Source organism: Rhizobium sp. PL01, assembly GCF_033447125.1.
GTDB lineage: Bacteria > Pseudomonadota > Alphaproteobacteria > Rhizobiales > Rhizobiaceae > Pararhizobium.
The window spans coordinates 417,419-435,076 of the sequence record NZ_JAWQUM010000001.1 but is presented as its reverse complement, the minus strand read 5'-3'; the positions used below and the strand labels follow the sequence as shown (position 1 = coordinate 435,076).

Sequence of the window (17,658 nt, the reverse complement as noted above, 5' to 3'; positions counted from 1 at the left end):
CGAGCATCTATTGGGGATCGCCATGCCGCTAGACTGGGACAAACTGCGTATTTTTCATGCGGCAGCGGAAGCGGGATCGTTCACCCATGCGGCCGACAAGCTGCACCTTTCCCAATCGGCCATCAGCCGCCAGGTCAGCTCGCTGGAGCAGGATGTCGGCATCAAGCTGTTCCACCGCCATGCCCGCGGCCTGATCCTCACCGAACAGGGCGAAATCCTCTATCGGACCGCACATGAAGTGCTGATGAAGCTGGAAAGCGTCAAGGTTCAGCTGACCGAGAATACCGACAAGCCATCCGGCAAGCTGCGCATCACCACGACGGTTGGTCTTGGCCAGGGCTGGCTGACCGATAAGGTGCAGGAATTTCTGGCGCTCTATCCCGACATGCAGGTGCAGCTGATCCTCGACAACGAGGAACTGGATGTGAACATGCGCCATGCCGACTGCGCCATCCGGCTGCGCCAGCCGCAACAATCCGACCTCATTCAGCGCAAGCTCTTTACCGTGCACATGCACGTCTATGCAGCCCCCTCCTATATCAATAAGTTCGGCGAGCCGCAGTCCGTCGAGGATCTCGACAACCACCGCATCATCACATTTGGCGAGCCCGCTCCCAACTATCTGCTCGACGTTAACTGGCTGGAGATTGCCGGCCGGGATTCAGACAATCCCCGCGCCTCGCACCTGCAGATCAACAGCCAGACCTCGATCAAGCGCGCCTGCCTGCTCGGCATCGGCATCGCCATGATGCCGGACTACATCGTCGGCCGTGATCCGGGCCTCATTCAACTTCCGATCGGTGCCGAGATTCCATCCTTCGATACCTATTTCTGTTATCCGGACGAGATGAAGAACGCCGCCAAGCTGAAAGTCTTCCGTGATTTCATCGTTGCGAAGGCCCGTAACTGGGCCTTCTGAGGTCGCCTTCGCACCTGCACAAAAAACAATCTCTACACTTCTGCTAGACAAACTATTGTTTTAACTTATTTTTTCTCATACCCTCTGATTTACAAGGGTTGTAAGGAATTGAAATCGCCTGAAAATTACGCAGGGCTGCGTCCGGCACATGGCTGTCATGCATATTAAATGATTGCGAACAGCCCAAAAAACCATCATACCGGCTGCAGCTGATGCATTTTGGTGGCTTTTTTCCTCCCAGTGCCACCGCAGCAGCTGTTCCCCTCTGGAGGTTTAATTACCTTCATAACTATAAAGGGCCCAAGTTTTTCTTGTGGCCCTCTTTTTTTGCCCAGATTTCAAGAACATCCCTATGGTTGCAATATTTATTGCCGCGCGGCATTGAAACTTTCCCGGGGCTTTCCCATATCCAGCTTAGCTGATGCAGATGGTGGTCTTTTTCCTCCCAGTACCACCGCAGCAGCTGTTCCCCTCTGGAGGTTTTATAACCTTCACATCTAAAAGGGCCCTGTCCTCCAGTGGCCCTCTTTTTTTGTCCAAATTCCCCCTTCCCAAAAATCTCTCACGAAGACGTGACTTGAATATCGGAAACTCCCGATCTATCTATCGGTATATCGGAATTTAACGATACAGAGTCGACTGATGGACAAAGACGAAATCCTCAAAGCCCTGGCGCATCCCAAGCGCATCGAGATGCTCGGCTGGATGAAAGAGCCGGAGGCGCATTTCTCCACCCAGCATCACCCGCTGGACATGGGTATCTGCGCCAGCCAGTTCGAGCGTTGCGGGCTGTCGCAATCTACCGTCTCCGGCCATCTGTCGATCCTGCAGCGCGCCGATCTTGTCACCACCAAACGTGTTGGCCAGTGGATTTTCTACAAACGGAACGAAGACACGATCGAGGCGTTCCTGAAAGACATCGGCAACACGCTCTGACCAGCGGCATTGCCCAATGATTTATCCTCCCAAGATATCCCGCAGACAACGAAAAGGACTTCCCATGACTTCCCTCTTCGACCCGATCAAGATCGGCGACATCGAACTCGCCAACCGCATCGTGATGGCACCGTTGACGCGCAACCGCTCTCCGGGCGCCGTCCCGAACACGCTCAACGTCACCTATTACGAACAGCGCGCCTCCGCCGGCCTTTTGATCACCGAGGCAACTGCGATCACCCAGCAGGGTCAGGGTTATGCCGACGTTCCCGGCCTCTACAGCCAGGAAGCGCTGAACGGCTGGAAACAGGTCACCAGTGCCGTGCACAAGGCAGGCGGCAAGATCGTCGTGCAGATGTGGCATGTCGGCCGCATCTCGCACACCACTCTGCAGCCGAACGGCGGCAAGCCGGTTTCGGCCTCGGCCATCCAGGCGAAATCGAAGACCTACCTGATCAATGCGGATGGCACCGGCACGTTTGCCGAAACCTCGGAACCCCGCGCGCTCGAACTCTCCGAAATCCCGGGCATCATCGAAGACTACCGCAAGGCTGCCCGCGCGGCCATCGATGCCGGTTTTGATGGCGTTGAGATCCATGCCGCCAATGGCTATCTGATCGATCAATTCCTGCGCTCAGGCTCCAATGTCCGCACCGACGAATACGGTGGCCCGATCGAAAACCGCGCCCGCTTCCTGTTTGAGGTCGTTGACGCCATCACCAAGGAAATCGGCGAAGGCCGCACCGGCATCCGCATTTCGCCGGTAACACCAGCCAACGACTCGTCCGATCCGGACGCGCAGGTCCTGTTTACCTACGTCGTCGAGGGTTTGGCCAAGTACAAGCTGTCCTATATCCACATCATCGAGGGTGCGACCGGTGGTCCGCGTGACTTCCAGCAGGGCGACAAGCCGTTTGACTACGCGGCGCTGCGCCAGGCCTATGAAAAGGCGGGTGGCAAGGCTGCATGGATGACCAATAACGGTTACGACCGCGATCTCGCCATTCAGTCTGTCAAGGACGGCAAGACCGACCTCGTTGCGTTCGGCAAGCCCTTCATCGCCAATCCGGATCTGGTCGAGCGCCTGCAGGACAACGCGCCGCTCAACACGCCGGATCAGGCCACCTTCTACGGCGGCGGCGCCAAGGGCTATACCGACTATCCGGTGCTTGAACAGCAGGTCGCTTGAGAATCGTATACATTGACAATCCCGCCCCTCACCGGGCGGGATTTTTTGTGGCCGGAAGATGCGCGTAATGTTTGACCGTTTCATCAAGACATGGACCTTGGTGCCCGATGGCGCACCAGTCGTCACGCACTCCAGTCACCTCCTCCCCGTGCGCTGGCGGGGCCTGCCCGCGATGCTGAAAATTGCAACAGTCATCGAGGAACAACGTGGCGGCTTGCTGATGCAATGGTGGGACGGCGAAGGCGCTGCCAAGGTTTATGCCCACGAGGATGGTGCGATCATACTTGAGCGGGCGGAAGGCAAGCATTCGCTGCTGACCATGGCGATGAATGGCGACGATGACGAAGCAAGCCGGATCATCTGCAGGACCGTTCAAACCTTGTACAGGTCGCGTGAAAAGCCTTATCCCGAGCTTGTTCCCCTCGATATCTGGTTCGGCGCGCTGGAACCTGCGGCCTTGACCCATGGCGGCCTGTTCAGCATCTCGGCCACAGTCGCAAAGGCACTGCTTGCCGAGCCCCGCGAGGTTGGTGTGCTGCATGGCGATATCCACCACAGCAATATTCTCGATTTCCAAGACCGGGGCTGGCTGGCCATAGACCCGAAAGGTTTGCTCGGTGAGCCCGGCTATGACTATGCCAACTTGTTCAGTAATCCTGACCTGCCGTCGACGAAGAATCCCGCAAGACTGCGCCGCCAGCTTGCCATCGTTGTCCGCGAATCCGGTCTTGCTCCGGATCGGCTACTTCGCTGGATCATTGCCTATGCCGGGCTTTCCGCGGCCTGGTTCATCGAGGACGGCGGCGATCCGGCACCGGCTCTTCGCGTCGCTGAAATTGCTGCTGCGGAGCTTGCCAGCAGCGTCTGAACATTTACCGCAAGACTTCTTCCCGGCTGTACAAGCGTGTCTTGGCGGCTTAGAGCTTCGGCAAATTGTGGAGACATCTGATGCACCTGCGCGACGCCGAAGAGACTGACCTGCCCGCCATCCGGGACATCTACAATGATGCCGTGCTCAATACGACGGCGATCTGGAACGATACGCAGGTCGATCTTGCAAACCGGGCAACATGGTTCGCCGACCGCAAAGGTCTCGGCTATCCTGTGCTGGTGGCGGTCACCGATGATGGCGTGATTGCCGGTTATGCCTCCTTTGGCGACTGGCGCGCTTTTGACGGCTATCGCCATACCGTCGAGCACTCCGTCTACGTCGAAAAGAACCAGCGCGGCGGCGGCATCGGCAAGCTTTTGATGCTTGAGCTGATCGAGCGGGCAGCGGCGTGCGGGAAACATGTGATGGTCGCCGGAATCGAGGCCAACAATGCAGGCTCGATCCGCCTGCACGAAAAGCTCGGTTTCGAGATTACCGGCCAGATGAAGGAAGTCGGCACCAAGTTCGGCCGCTGGCTGGACCTGACCTTCATGCAACTGACTTTGCCCGAGAAAGAATAAGCCTCTCCCGATCCCGCCGCATCGATGTTATCAAGGACCACCGAGATATCTTGCGGATGGTCCCTTAGCGGATGAAACACAAAAGACGGCGGCATGGACGGGCTTGGATTGCAGCGCTGTTTCCCGCCGCCTTGCTTGCCGGGATGTTTTCGGACAATGCGATCGCCCTTGCGCAGCCGGAATGGCGCGCGCCGCCTTGCGTCTACTCAACGAATACCGGAACGGCGACGCTCTGCGTGCGCGCAAAAAGCTATAGCCGCGACATCTGTACGGCGCTTGGTCATTTCGCTGAAACCAATGCCTTACCGCCGGATTTTTTCGCCCGGCTAATCTGGAAGGAAAGCCTGTTCCGGCCGGATGCCGTCAGCCCGAAGGGTGCAGAAGGCATCGCGCAGTTCATTCCTTCGACCGCCAAGCTGCGTGGCCTTAGCAACAGCTTCGATGCGCTGGAGGCATTGGGGAAATCGGCCGAGTATCTCGATGCGCTGCGCGACCGTTTCGGAAATCTGGGATTTGCCGCGGCCGCCTACAATGCCGGTGAAGGCGGGTTGAGCAGCTTTCTGGCGACCGGCAATCTGCCGTCTGAAACCCGCGCCTATGTGCTTGCCATCACCGCCCACCCGATCGAGGAATGGAAGGACAATCCGCCGGCGGCGCTCGACCTTCGGCTCGACAAGGACAAATCCTTCTACGACGCCTGCACCGCCCTTGCCGACAAGCGGCGGCTGAAGGAAATCGAGTTCGAAGAGGAAGGAACCTGGGCGCCCTGGGGCGCGCAACTGTCAGCGCACTTCCAGAAATCCGTGGCACAGCGATTGTTCCTCGCCACTGTTAGCCGAATGCCCTCGCCGCTCAATGCCGAGAAACCGCTGATCCAGCGCGAGCGCAACCGGGCTTTTGGAAACAGGCTGCGCTACACCGCCCGCATTGGCCGCCAGACGCGAGCGGAGGCCGATACCGTGTGTACGCAAATCCGTAAAACCGGCGGCGCCTGCATCGTCTTCAAGAACTGACACGTTTCTCAGCTCATAGCCCGCCGCGCCATGAGGACGCTGAGCGTTGCCAGCGCCATGGCATTGGCCGGATGCAGCGCCTGCACCCAGCCAATTACCAGCGCCGCTCCAAGTTCAAGCCAGACGAACTGAAAGCAATAGAGAATGAAAAGCACAGTGGCCGCAGAGCGATAGTCTCTAAGGCCGGCGATGAAGACTGCGGTACCGAGCAGGAGGAGAATGACGAAGCCGATGCTACCGCCAAGCGCGCCGTGCCACTGCCAGGCAAGGCTATCGGAAAAGATGGCCAGACCAGCAAGGAACAGGTGGCCGCCGATCAGCACAGGAATGCTGAGAGCAAGCGCCCGGAAATAGAGCGGCACAGGCAAGCCCGGTGAAGATGCAGCGGACACGCTCATGCCGCCACCCCGCCAACCTCACCCTCGCGGGGCACAGGCAAAGTTCGTTGCGGCATTGCCAGATCCGGCGGCAGGCACCCGAGGTCAGCGAGCGATGCGCGGACGGCCTCGTCGATCGGTGTCCAGGGTTCAGCGCCGATGGCAGCGACCAGCCGGTCGTTGGGCATGCGCAACGGCTCCTGCCAGATGTAGCGCATCTCCCGCAGTTCTTTCAGGAACGGCACGAAGGGCGCTGCGAACGGCATCATCCACCAGGGAAAGGCCTTGACCTTCATGACCGGGTTGCCGCTGGCGCGGCGGATCGCGGAGACCAACCGTGTGCCGTCTTCGTCCCAGAAACCTTGCATGTGATAGACGGCGAAGGCTGACAGCGTTTCACGGCGATCGACAAGGCGCGCCATCGTCTCGGCCACATCCGGCAGATAGGCCCATTGATGGCCGATACCCTTGCGCCCCGGATAGGTGACCGAGGTCACTGGCTTACCGGGCGTCACGATCCCTTGCGAAAACCAGCTATTGGCAGCACCCGGGCCAAAGAAATCCCCTGCCCTGACGATGATGACACGGACGCCTTGTTGAGACACGGCTTCAAGGCGGCGTTCCATCTCGGCGCGGATCTTGCCCTTGGCGGTGACCGGGTTCTGCGGCGATTTTTCATGCAGAAGCGGAAAGGCATCCGGACCGAAATTGTAGATCGTGCCCGGCAGCAGCACCGTCGCGCCCATGGCCTTTGCGGCGGCGATGGTGTTGTCGATCATCGGCAGCACCAGCGTTCCCCAGTTGCGGTATCCCGGCGGATTGACGGCATGAACGATCAGGCTTGCGCCTCGGGCTGCCGCCAGAACGTCGCCTGCCTTCATGGCATCGCCCTGCACCCAGTCGAAATCCTGGCTTTTCACACGCGCCTTTTCTGGATCGCGATTCAGGGCGCGGATCGCCCAGCCACGCGCCTGCAGGGTGCGGGCAACCGCACCGCCGATACCGCCGGTGGCGCCGAGAATAAGAGCTATCTGTTTTGTTTCGCCAGTCATGTGCGATCTCCTTGTTCGATGGAGATCATCCTGAGTGCAATTCAACCTAAACGGAATTGCGGAAATAATTCTAGCTGATATACAAAAATAGATGAGTGAGAATGAACCGAGCTGGGATTTTTATCGCACCTTCCTGAGTGTCCTCAAGGAAGGCTCGCTCTCGGCAGCGGCACGTGGTCTCGGATTGACCCAGCCGACCGTCGGCCGCCACATCGATGCGCTGGAAACCGCGATCGGCTTCCAGCTGTTCATGCGCTCTCCGCAAGGCTTGGTGCCGACAGACGCGGCTCTCGACCTCAAACCCCACGCAGAACAGCTTGCTTTCAATGCCGCCGCGCTGCTTCGGGCCGCGACCGGACAGGGCAACGCGGTGCGCGGCACGGTGCGCATCAGCGCCAGCGAAGTCATCGCCATCGAGGTTCTGCCGCCGATGCTGGCAGCGCTCAACGATCGGTATCCGGATCTCGTCATCGAGCTTTCCGTCTCGGATCTCGTCGAGGATTTGCTTCGGCAGGAGGCCGATATCGCCGTGCGCATGGTCGCAGCTGAACAGGATGCGCTGATCACGCGCAGGATTGGTGGCATTCCGCTGGGGCTACACGCCCATCGGCGTTATCTCGACAAACACGGGATCCCGGAAAAGCTGGAAGACCTGCTCAATCATCGCACCATCGGCTTTGACCGCGAAAGCGCATTTGTCCGGGCAATCCGCAAGCGCGTGCCGCTGCTTGACCTGATGCGCCCGTCCTTCCGCGCCGACAGCAACCTCGCCCAGCTGGCGGCCATTCGCGCCGGCTTCGGCATCGGCGTCTGTCAGCTACAGCTTGCCAGGCGCGATACGGATATCATCAGGCTGTGCGAAAACGAATTCGAACTGCCGCTGGAAACCTTCGTCGTCATGCACGAAAACCTGAAGACAACGCCGCGCTGCCGCGTCACCTTCGATGCGCTGGTGGAGGGATTGTTGGCCTATCTCGGGAAATGACCTGAGGACCACACCTTAGATCGTCGCGGCTGCCGCATCGCCCGTATCCCTGCGTGGCGCCAGCGCCTTCACCGAAAACAGCGCATAGATGATCAGCGGCAGGCAGACGAGATAGGACGTGCGGATGCCGGCATGTTCGGCAATGAAGCCGAGCAGCGGCGGCGCGAGGAAAAAGACGATGAACGTCACCTGTCCGAGCGCTGCGACATTCACCTGTGCCGGCCTGTCGGTGCGCTGGGCCGCGGCCGAGACCGCCAGCGGATAGACGGCACTGCATCCGCCGCCCATCAGGGCAAAGCCGAACAGCGCGATATAGGCATGCGGCGCCAACCACACGGCGGTGAGGCCCACAGCCGACAGGACAAGCAGCACCGAGGCAACGTTGCGGGCGCCGAAGCGGTCGACAACCGGGTCGATGAACAGCCGGGCCATCGCCATGAAGAACGTGAACAGCGTCAACCCGAGGCCGCCGATGAACGGCTCGACCGCAAAGACGTCACGCATATAGATCGCCGACCAGTCGATCCCCGCCCCTTCGACCAGGAAGGCGGCGACGCCGATGATGCAGAGCGGCAGCAGACCAAGGGTCGGAACGGCAAACAGAGGGGCCTTGGCCTCATGCGACACGGCGCGCGCCGGCGCGTTACGGATACCCGAAATGGCAAACATGCCGACAATAAGCACGACGGCAAACGTCACTGCCAGATGGAGCTGCATGGAAATTTCGCCCTGGCGCACACCGGAGGCAATCAGTGCGGTGACGAAGAAACCGAGGCTCCAGAAACCATGCGCCCGGTTCATGATGCCACGCCCGAGCCGCGCCTCCAGCCGGTCGATCTCGACATTGAGATTGATTTCGAGCGCACCGGCCAGCAGGCCGGCGACAAACAGCACGCAGAATACCAGAGGCGCGGCACCGGCCCAAGGAACAAGCGCAAACGAGGCGGCGGTGCCAAGAATGGTGATAAAGGCCGTCGTCCGCGCGCCCAGATGCGCGATCAGCGGCGAGGAAAATGTCAGCGAAATCAGCGCCCCGATTGCCATGCCGATCAGCGTCAACCCGAGCTCGGACTTATTGACCCCAAGCGCCACCTGCAGATCCGGCATACGCGCCAAAAGCGCGCCCAGCGACACGGCAAACAGGAAGAAACAGGTATAGATCCTGTGATGCGGCGCAATGGTCATGATGAAGCTCCTCGATAGCCGATTGTGTATCGGGATTCAAGCGGAACGGAAACCCCGTGCGCGGTGTTGATGGTGTCGATTTCCGGTTGTCAGGCTAAATGTCACTACATGGAGCATGTAGACGAAGGTCCGCATAGCACGCCCAGCAAACTTGCTATTTTTCGTACAGGAAGACCGCTAGCTTTTCTTCAGGCTCAAGGAGCAGCAGCGAATGATCATCGAAGGTATAAACCCCACCCGCTTTCGCGGCTATATTCCTTACCTTTTCCTCCCATCCGCCCAAATCGGCACACATCATGGGGGTATATCCCTCATCGTCCTGGATGAATCTTGAAAAGAACACAGAGGCAACTGGCGTCGGCCTCCAATCACCATATGCAAATCTGAAATCGGATATTCCACGGGGCTGCATGCCTGTTTTCAGCATGCTCGCACCTTTATCATTCAGCTTTTTTGCCATCGCGGGACTAAGTTCATAAATCACGGCCCCGCACCCTTCCAGGAGACGGAATTCGGAGCCATATGCCAAGATTTGGCTAACCTCGATCTCCGCTGGAAGGTACCTATTATAATACGGGTCTTGCGGGTGATAGTAGGAGTACACGCAGCCAAGAACCATAAGTCCAAAGAGAACGAAAGCGATCTTGAACACCCCAAACTCCCCACAAAAAACCCGCCGTCTCAGGCGGGTCTCAGTGTCTAGCGAATAGTTTAGCCTTTTACTTGCAGGCGCCGCAGAAGCGCTGGATGCGCTTGCAGGCCTCTTCGAGCAGTTCTTCGGAGGTCGCGTAGGAGATGCGGAAGTTGGGGCCGAGGCCGAATGCCGAACCGTGGACAACGGCGACGCCTTCGCATTCGAGCAGTTCGGAAACGAAGTCTTCGTCGGTCTCGATCAGCTTGCCGTTCGGCGATGTCTTGCCGATCAGGCCCTTGCAGGACGGGTAGACGTAGAACGCACCTTCCGGCGACGGGCACTCGATGCCCCTGGCCTGGTTGAGCATCGACACGACCAGATCGCGGCGGCCTTCGAAGATCTTCTTGTTCTCAGGAATGAAATCCTGCGTGCCGTTCAGCGCTTCGACAGCCGCCCACTGGGCGATCGAGCATGCGCCGGACGTCTGCTGGCCCTGGATCATGTCCATCGCCTTGATCAGCGCCAGCGGGCCGGCTGCATAGCCGATACGCCAGCCGGTCATGGCATAGGCCTTGGACACGCCGTTCATGGTCAGGGTACGGTCATAGAGCTTCGGCTCGACTTCGACCGGAGTGGCAAACTTGAAGTCGCCATAGGTCAGGTGCTCATACATGTCGTCGGTCAGAACCCAAACATGCGGATGCTTCAGGAGCACGTCGGTCAGGGCCTTCAGTTCGGCATGGCTATAGGCAGCGCCCGACGGGTTCGACGGCGAGTTGAACATGAACCACTTGGTCTTTGCCGTGATCGCCTTGTCGAGATCCTCAGCGGTCAGCTTGAAATTGTTGGCCTGCGTCGCTTCGACGAACACCGGCGTACCGCCGCAGATCGACACCATTTCCGGGTAGGAAACCCAGTAAGGTGCCGGGATAACGACTTCATCGCCCGGATTCATCGTCGCCATGAAGGCGTTGAAAAGAATCTGCTTTCCACCGGTGCCGACGATCGTCTGCGCGGCGGTGTATTCGAGGTTGTTTTCGCGCTTGAACTTCTTGGCGATCGCCTCGCGCAGTTCCGGAATGCCAGAAACCGGCGTGTACTTCGTCTCGCCGCGGTTGATGGCGTCGATGGCAGCCTTCTTGATGTTATCCGGCGTATCGAAATCCGGCTCTCCGGCGCCAAGCCCGATCACATCGCGGCCCTTGGCTTTCAGTTCCCGGGCTTTCTGGGAAACGGCGATGGTGGCGGATGGCTTTACACGGGAAAGGGCGTCGGCAAGAAAGGCCATGATATGTTTGTCCTGATCAGGTTGAAACAGCATGCGGCCAATGGAGCGGGCATCGCCTGGCTCCTTAGCGGTTAGGTGTATGTCGAAAGACCGGCGCGGTTTCAAGCGCAAATCCCGGAAAAACCGGCAAAAAGCGTAACCATGACAATGTTTGATCAGTGCCATCACAGGTTTGGATGAATCACTTTGTCGGCTCCGCCGCGCAGAGGATTGAAACGACTCTGCTTTTTCAAACCTGGCTAACAAGAAACGCCTCGCCCAGCCTGTCGTCTGCAGGTGAGCAGCAATAACGTTTCTCCATGCAGATTTATTCATCAAAAACAAAAGCTTTGGCCGATTTTCGCAACGCCTTGATTTGGTCACAACAAATGCCTTGGCCTGCCGCAATTCCGTCCTTGTGCAGCCGATTTCGAAGCCTTTTCTGGAGGCAGACGAATCCATGTGCGCCGAGGGGGCCAGCAATGCTTCTGAACACCGAAAACACGGGCAAGCCGCAGAACCGCATGACCGGGCGCCAGATCGAATATCTGATCGTTGGGACACTGGTTGCCGTCACGCTCACTCTGCTGTTCGTCATGGGATTTTTCTCGCATGCCGTGGCCGAAACCGTTGAAGCCAAGCCGCAGCGCCTTGCCGGTTATGTCCGCCCCAACGACATGGGCACCGGCGCCCTGCTCTTCCCCTCCAAGGAAGCGGGTTCGTTCGTCGAGGCGCCGCGGCTGGCGACCGATGTGGTAATCGACGTCAACGGCCCGATCATCCGCACCCGCGTCACCCAGCGCTTCCAAAACCCCAGCAAGGGTTGGGTCGAGGGCACCTATGTGTTCCCGCTGCCGGAAAATTCCGCCGTCGATACGCTGAAGATGCAGATCGGCGACCGCTTCATCGAAGGCGAGATCAAGGCCCGCGAAGAGGCGCGCAAGATCTATGAGGAGGCCAAGGCCGAAGGAAAGAAGACGGCCCTGCTCGAACAGCAGCGCCCCAACATCTTCACCAATCAGGTTGCCAATATCGGTCCCGGCGAGACCATTGTCGTGCAGATCGAATACCAGAGCAGTGTCCACCAGTCCGGCGGCGAATTCTCGCTCCGGTTCCCGATGGTCGTTGCGCCCCGTTACAATCCCGATCCGATCGTCCAGACGGTCGATCTCGACCCCAAGTCCGGCTTTGCCGTCAATGACCCCGTTCCGGACCGCAACAAGATCACGGCACCCGTGCTTGACCCGGCCGAGAATGCCAAGATCAATCCGGTAACGCTGACGGTCAATCTCAATGCCGGTTTCCCGCTTGGCACCGTCACCTCTCCTTTCCATCAGACCGAGATGCAGACGGTGGATGATATGGCGCGCAAAATCTCGCTGAAGAGCGGCAGTGTGCCGGCCGACAAGGATTTCGAGCTGAGCTGGAACGCCGTCGCAGGCAAGACGCCGAATGCGGGCCTGTTCCGCGAAACGCAGAACGGCAAGACCTATCTGCTCGGCTTCGTCACGCCACCAGTTGAAGGCGCCGCTGCAGGGACCTACCCCAAACGGGAGGTCGTCTTCGTCATCGACAATTCCGGCTCGATGGCAGGACCCTCAATCGAACAGGCGCGCGAAAGTCTGGCATTGGCCATCTCCAAGCTGCGGCCGGAAGATAAGTTCAACGTCGTGCGCTTCGACGACACGATGGAGGTCCATTTCCCAGCGCTCGTCCAGGCAACACCGGACAACCGTGAAAATGCCATCGCCTTCGTCCGTGGCCTGACCGCAGATGGCGGCACGGAAATGCTACCTGCGCTGGAAGCAGCCCTTGGCACGCAGGGTCCGGTCGAGCCCGGCGCCTTGCGGCAGGTGGTCTTCCTCACCGACGGTGCGATCGGAAACGAGGCGCAGCTTTTCGCGGAGATTTCCAAAAACCGTGGCGACGCCCGTGTTTTTACCGTCGGCATCGGCTCGGCACCCAATACCCACTTCATGACCAAGGCCGCCGAGATCGGCCGTGGCACCTTCACGCTGATCGGCTCGGAAGATCAGGTCGCGGCTCGTATGGGCGAACTCTTTGCCAAGCTGGAAAACCCTGTGATGACCGACATCGCCGTCAGCTTCGACGGTGCGAACGCGCAGGATATCACGCCGAACCCGATGCCGGACCTCTATCGCGGCGAGCCGGTGGTGCTGACGGCGCAACTCGACGGCGCAACACCTGCAGGCAAGCTGCAGATCACCGGCAAGACCGGCAACCAGCCGTGGCGGATCGAAATGGATGTCGCCAAGGCCTCGCAAGGCAAGGGGATCGCCAAGCTCTGGGCCCGCCGCAAGATCGACGATCTGGAAGCCAATGCCTATGCGGTGAACGATGCGGCAGCGCTCGACAAGCAGATCGAGGCGGTGGCGCTGGCCAACCACCTCGTCTCCCGCGTCACCAGCCTCGTTGCGGTCGACGTGACACCATCCCGCCCGGCAGGTGAGCCTGTCGTCAGCACCGACTTGCCGCTCAACCTGCCCGAGGGCTGGGATTTCGAGAAAGTGTTCGGCGAGAAGCCACAGCAGGCAATCCCAGAAGATCAGCGCAAGGCGTCGCTTGAACAGCAGGACAAGCAGGCAATGCAGGTTGCCGACCGGATGGCTGCGGCTCCGACGGCGCGCGCCGCCGGCGTGATCGCCGACGCTGGCAAACAGGTGGACCTGCCGCAGACCGCAACACTTGCCGACCGCCATATACTGATTGGCCTGATGCTTCTGGCCTTCGCCCTGATGGCGGCGACGACATTCAGCCTGTGGCGCTGGCAAACGCGCGACCTAGGCTCGGAGGAGCACGCCCGTGTCCGATAAGCCCGGAAACGATGCAGGCCCAGAGAAGCGCGGGCAAGACAAGCAAGGGCAGGACAAGCAAGGGCGCGCCGGCTTTCTGGCGCGCCTCAACCCACTGGAGACGATCGTCCTCGCCGGGATCCTGCTGGTGGCTCTCGCTGGCCTGATGCTGGTCGGCAAGGGCTTTTACATGAAGGCCAAGGCGGAAGTATCGCAGGTCCTCTTGCAGCGCAGCTTCGAGGCACAGCTCCAGGGCGAGACGAATGTCAAACCCTGGCCCTGGGCCGACTTCTCCACCGAGGCTGAGATCACCGCCCTTCGGATCGGCAAGACGGCGGTGGTTCTGTCGGGCGCCAGCGGCGAGGCCTTAGCCTTTGGCCCGGCTCGCTTGGCCAATACGCCGGCACCCGGCGAACTCGGCACATCCGTGATCGCTGCCCATCGCGACACGCATTTCCGCTGGCTGAAGGACGTCAAGCCGGGCGATCTTCTGGTCATCACCCGCATGGACGGAACCACCCTCACCTTTCGCGCCGGCACCAGCCGCATCGCCCGCTGGGACGAGAGCGGGATTAACGCCAATGCGCCCGGCCGCAATCTGGCACTCGCCACCTGTTGGCCGTTCGACGCCACCGAACAAGGCCCCCTGCGCTATATCGTCAATGCTGAACTCGTCGCAGATGCAGGCCCATCGACGCTCGCCGCGCAAGGTGGACCGGGTAAACTTCCGGTCAAATCCTTTTGATCGCAAAACCTCGCTCCTGACCTTGATCGGTTCGCCTCAAGGCCCAGCTACAGCGGGTAGTGATTGGAGGATGAGATGAAGACGATGTTCGCAAACCTGTTGAAATCCGCCGGACTTGTCTCCGCTTTTGTCGCACCCCCTGCCCTTGCCAATGATCCAAAGCTATTTGCGACCGAAAAGACCGCGGTGCAGGTCGATACCATTGCATCCGGTCTCGACAATCCCTGGTCTGTCGAAGTGCTGCCGGATGGCGCCTATATTGTCACAGAGCTTGGCGGCACTCTTCGCATCCTTCGCAACGGTGAGGCCTCCGCGCCGATCGCCGGCGTTCCGGAGGTTGCGCGTGTCGGTCAGGGCGGACTTCTCGATGTCGCGCTTGATCCGGCATTCAAGACCAATCGCACATTGTTTCTATCCATGGCTGTTACCGACGGCAGCAAGCAAGGAACAGCCATCGTGCGCGGGATCCTTTCCACAGATGGAAAAAGCCTGACACAGGCGCAGGAGCTCTTCCGGATGAACAAGTTCACCGGCAAGGGGCAGCATTTCGGGTCGCGGATCGCGGTCGCTGGCGACGGCAGTCTGTTCTTCGGCATTGGCGATCGTGGCGAGCGGAACCGGGCGCAGGACATGCGCGACCATGCGGGCGCCATCCTGCATATCGAGCCGGATGGCAGCATTCCGGCGGATAATCCCTACAAGGATGGCAAGGCCGGACTTGCCGAACTCTGGTCAAAGGGTCACCGCAATCCGCAGGGCATCACCATCGATCCGGCCAATGGCCAGCTGCTGACCGTCGAACACGGCGCGCGTGGCGGCGACGAGATCAACATGCCGGAGCCGGGAAAGAACTATGGCTGGCCCGTCATCACCTTCGGCAAGGACTACTCCGGCGTCAAAATCGGTGTCGGACAGGCGGCCGATGGCTACGAGCAACCAATCCACTACTGGGATCCGTCGATCGCACCCGGCGCCATCGACGTCTATCGTGGGGCGATGTTCCCGGAATGGAACGGCAATCTTCTGGTGGCAGCGCTCAAAGATGAGTTGCTCACACGGCTCGAGCGCGACGAAAGCGGCGCTGTTATTGCCGAGGAGCAGTTGTTTGAAGGCGAATTCGGACGCATCCGCGATGTGAAGGTTGCGCCCGACGGTTCGATCCTTATGCTCACGGACGGAGACGACGGCGCGCTGCTGCGGGTTTCCGCATCACCCAACAAGAGTTGATCGCTGCCCAGTTTTCACGTCCGGCAGCGCGCTTGCCTGAAATTGATGCAGATGTTAGCTGACGATCTCATAAGATCCAACGCACTGCCGCCCTGAAATCGTTCCGATGCGTGGCCCTCGTGCCGAGCCATCAGGAACCGCTTCGTGACCCGCATCCAGGCCAATCTCCTCCTGCTTCTATCCGGTGCCATCTGGGGCGCTGGCTTTGTGGCACAATCGACCGCGATGGAATCGATTGGCCCGATGTGGTTCATCGGCCTTCGTTTTGCCATTGCAACTGCGGTCGCCGCACCGCTGGCTTTGTGGGAGCATCGCAGAGCCACGCAGCCGATGCCGAAATCCAGCATCCGCAACTTTCTATGGATCGGACTGGCGCTGTTTGCCGGAGCCATGACCCAGCAGCTTGGCCTTCTGACCACCAGCGTCACCAATTCCGGCTTTCTGACCGGCCTCTATGTGGTGTTCGTACCGATCCTGACGGTGGTCTTCCTGCGCCGCAAGCCGCACTGGATTATATGGCCGGCCGCCGGATTGGCGCTCTTGGGGATTTTCCTTCTCAGTGGTGGTTCGCTTGCAGGGTTAAACAGCGGTGATGTTCTGACGATCATCTGCGCTGCCTTCTGGGCGCTCCAGGTGATGCTGGTTGGAATCTTCGTCGGCAGCTCGGGCCGGCCCATGCTGCTATGCGTGGTGCAGTTTGCCGTCTGTGCCGTTCTCGGCTGCATCGCCGGTGCAATCTTCGAACCGCTCGATATGGCTGCTATCACCAACGCCCTGCCCGAGATCCTCTATGCCGGCTTCTTTTCCAGCGGCATCGGCTTCATCTGCCAGGTGGTCGGCCAGCGCTACACCACGGCGCCGCAAGCGGCGATCTTCCTGTCGAGTGAAGCATTGTTTGCAGCATTGCTCGGTGTCCTGCTGCTTGGAGAAACCATCACCACGGTCGGCTATATCGGTTGCGCGACGATCTTTGCTGCCATGCTGATTGCCGAGATCGTGCCGGAACTGACGAAACCGAAGCGCGTTGCAGCCAGCGCCTGATACCTCGCCAGCAGTAAGGACTTAGCTTTCCCGACACCGGCTGTATTGCATTGGGGCACGGACAAGTACCAAGTTTTATCAAACGGTTAATATTTGAAATCCCGAGGAGAACAGCTCGCGTTGCCTTGGCCCGCTGCGCCGCCCATTTTCGCAAATAGCCCAAAAATGTCGCACCCGCCGGCAAATTTTAATATTATCAATACCTTATAATACATAACCTCAAGAACCACATTTTTTGGCAGTTGATTGCTTTTTAAACAAACCAAAACGGCACACTTGTTTCAAAAAACTTTTGCTTGCCAATTTAAAATAAACACAGCAATCTTACTGTGTTCGGGCAAGTTGCGAACACGGGAAGACCTTTATATTCACGCGCGCCGGACACGCAAAATGTTCCGGGCCGTCAGGCAAAGAGAGCGTTTTTCGATGACTGGCTGCAATTACAGGACCCTTTCCTCATCGTTGAGAACTGCCTGCCGCACGTCCCTTTGGGGCAAAATATTGTAATGCTGCCCGCCGCATCCGGGCAGAGGAAAAAGGACCTGACGCATGGCAGAGACTGGCATTGTTAAATTCTTCAACACCGACAAGGGCTTTGGTTTCATCAAGCCGGACAATGGTGGCGCCGACATTTTCGTACATATCTCCGCAGTACAGGCTTCGGGCTTGAACGGACTATCCGAGAACCAGAAGGTCAGCTTCGACACCGAACCGGATCGCCGCGGCAAAGGCCCGAAAGCGGTCAACCTGCATGTTTCTGGCTAGTCAGCCGGGTCTTTTACAAACAGATTAACGTTGAAGCCCGGCCTCGTTGCCGGGTTTT

17 protein-coding genes are annotated in these 17,658 nt (G+C 59.2%); 12 read left to right on the top strand and 5 right to left on the bottom strand.

Annotated features, from left to right (window positions below; genetic code table 11):
- Positions 1-22 precede the first annotated feature (22 nt).
- From R6X40_RS02040 to R6X40_RS02015, 6 genes are all read left to right on the top strand, one after another.
- Entirely contained in the window at positions 23-919 is an 897-nt protein-coding gene (locus tag R6X40_RS02040; RefSeq protein ID WP_318410545.1) for a LysR family transcriptional regulator VtlR, read from the top strand.
- 642 nt (positions 920-1,561) lie between these two features.
- Complete coding sequence (locus tag R6X40_RS02035; RefSeq protein WP_318410544.1) at positions 1,562-1,855, top strand: metalloregulator ArsR/SmtB family transcription factor; 294 nt, start codon at positions 1,562-1,564, stop codon at positions 1,853-1,855.
- A gap of 64 nt (positions 1,856-1,919) precedes the next feature.
- Positions 1,920-3,044, top strand: coding sequence for an alkene reductase (locus R6X40_RS02030; RefSeq protein WP_318410542.1), 1,125 nt, complete (start codon positions 1,920-1,922; stop codon positions 3,042-3,044).
- Between the two features lie 67 nt (positions 3,045-3,111).
- Positions 3,112-3,912, top strand: coding sequence for an aminoglycoside phosphotransferase family protein (locus R6X40_RS02025; protein WP_318410541.1), 801 nt, complete (start codon positions 3,112-3,114; stop codon positions 3,910-3,912).
- 80 nt (positions 3,913-3,992) lie between these two features.
- Complete coding sequence (locus R6X40_RS02020; RefSeq protein WP_318410539.1) at positions 3,993-4,496, top strand: GNAT family N-acetyltransferase; 504 nt, start codon at positions 3,993-3,995, stop codon at positions 4,494-4,496.
- 71 nt (positions 4,497-4,567) lie between these two features.
- The gene (locus tag R6X40_RS02015; RefSeq protein ID WP_412178304.1) at positions 4,568-5,509 is read left to right on the top strand and encodes a lytic transglycosylase domain-containing protein; all 942 of its coding nucleotides are present in this window, start codon (positions 4,568-4,570) and stop codon (positions 5,507-5,509) included.
- An 8-nt stretch (positions 5,510-5,517) separates the two neighbouring features.
- On the opposite strand, the gene R6X40_RS02010 is transcribed toward R6X40_RS02015, so the two are convergent.
- Complete coding sequence (locus tag R6X40_RS02010) at positions 5,518-5,907, bottom strand: DUF6220 domain-containing protein (RefSeq protein ID WP_318410537.1); 390 nt, start codon at positions 5,905-5,907, stop codon at positions 5,518-5,520.
- Positions 5,904-6,938, bottom strand: a complete 1,035-nt coding sequence (locus tag R6X40_RS02005; RefSeq protein ID WP_318410535.1) for an NAD(P)H-binding protein — start codon at positions 6,936-6,938, stop codon at positions 5,904-5,906. Before R6X40_RS02005 ends, R6X40_RS02010 begins: the two co-directional genes overlap by 4 nt.
- 91 nt (positions 6,939-7,029) lie before the next feature.
- On the opposite strand from R6X40_RS02005, the gene R6X40_RS02000 reads away from it, so the two are divergent.
- The gene (locus R6X40_RS02000; RefSeq protein ID WP_318410533.1) at positions 7,030-7,923 is read left to right on the top strand and encodes a LysR family transcriptional regulator; all 894 of its coding nucleotides are present in this window, start codon (positions 7,030-7,032) and stop codon (positions 7,921-7,923) included.
- A gap of 15 nt (positions 7,924-7,938) precedes the next feature.
- Here R6X40_RS02000 and R6X40_RS01995 read toward each other — a convergent pair whose 3' ends face one another.
- From R6X40_RS01995 to R6X40_RS01985, 3 genes are all read right to left on the bottom strand, one after another.
- A complete protein-coding gene (locus tag R6X40_RS01995; RefSeq protein ID WP_318410532.1) occupies positions 7,939-9,108 on the bottom strand; it encodes an MFS transporter in 1,170 nt (389 codons plus the stop codon).
- A gap of 154 nt (positions 9,109-9,262) precedes the next feature.
- A complete protein-coding gene (locus R6X40_RS01990) occupies positions 9,263-9,760 on the bottom strand; it encodes a hypothetical protein (protein ID WP_318410530.1) in 498 nt (165 codons plus the stop codon).
- A gap of 67 nt (positions 9,761-9,827) precedes the next feature.
- Complete coding sequence (locus tag R6X40_RS01985) at positions 9,828-11,030, bottom strand: pyridoxal phosphate-dependent aminotransferase (protein ID WP_318410528.1); 1,203 nt, start codon at positions 11,028-11,030, stop codon at positions 9,828-9,830.
- 461 nt (positions 11,031-11,491) lie between these two features.
- Between R6X40_RS01985 and R6X40_RS01980 the strand changes: the two genes are divergently transcribed.
- The 5 genes from R6X40_RS01980 (at position 11,492) to R6X40_RS01960 (ending at position 17,600) form a co-directional block, all read left to right on the top strand.
- The gene (locus R6X40_RS01980) at positions 11,492-13,843 is read left to right on the top strand and encodes a marine proteobacterial sortase target protein (RefSeq protein ID WP_412178303.1); all 2,352 of its coding nucleotides are present in this window, start codon (positions 11,492-11,494) and stop codon (positions 13,841-13,843) included.
- Between the two features lie 76 nt (positions 13,844-13,919).
- Positions 13,920-14,567 carry a class GN sortase gene (locus R6X40_RS01975; protein WP_412178324.1) on the top strand — a complete coding sequence of 216 codons (648 nt, stop codon included), beginning with the start codon at positions 13,920-13,922 and terminating at the stop codon, positions 14,565-14,567.
- A 75-nt stretch (positions 14,568-14,642) separates the two neighbouring features.
- Entirely contained in the window at positions 14,643-15,794 is a 1,152-nt protein-coding gene (locus tag R6X40_RS01970) for a PQQ-dependent sugar dehydrogenase (RefSeq protein WP_412178302.1), read from the top strand.
- Positions 15,795-15,938: 144 nt separating this feature from the next.
- Positions 15,939-16,835: a DMT family transporter gene (locus R6X40_RS01965; protein WP_318410525.1), complete on the top strand. Its 897-nt coding sequence runs from the start codon at positions 15,939-15,941 to the stop codon at positions 16,833-16,835.
- A gap of 549 nt (positions 16,836-17,384) precedes the next feature.
- A complete protein-coding gene (locus R6X40_RS01960; protein WP_318410523.1) occupies positions 17,385-17,600 on the top strand; it encodes a cold-shock protein in 216 nt (71 codons plus the stop codon).
- Positions 17,601-17,658 lie beyond the last annotated feature (58 nt).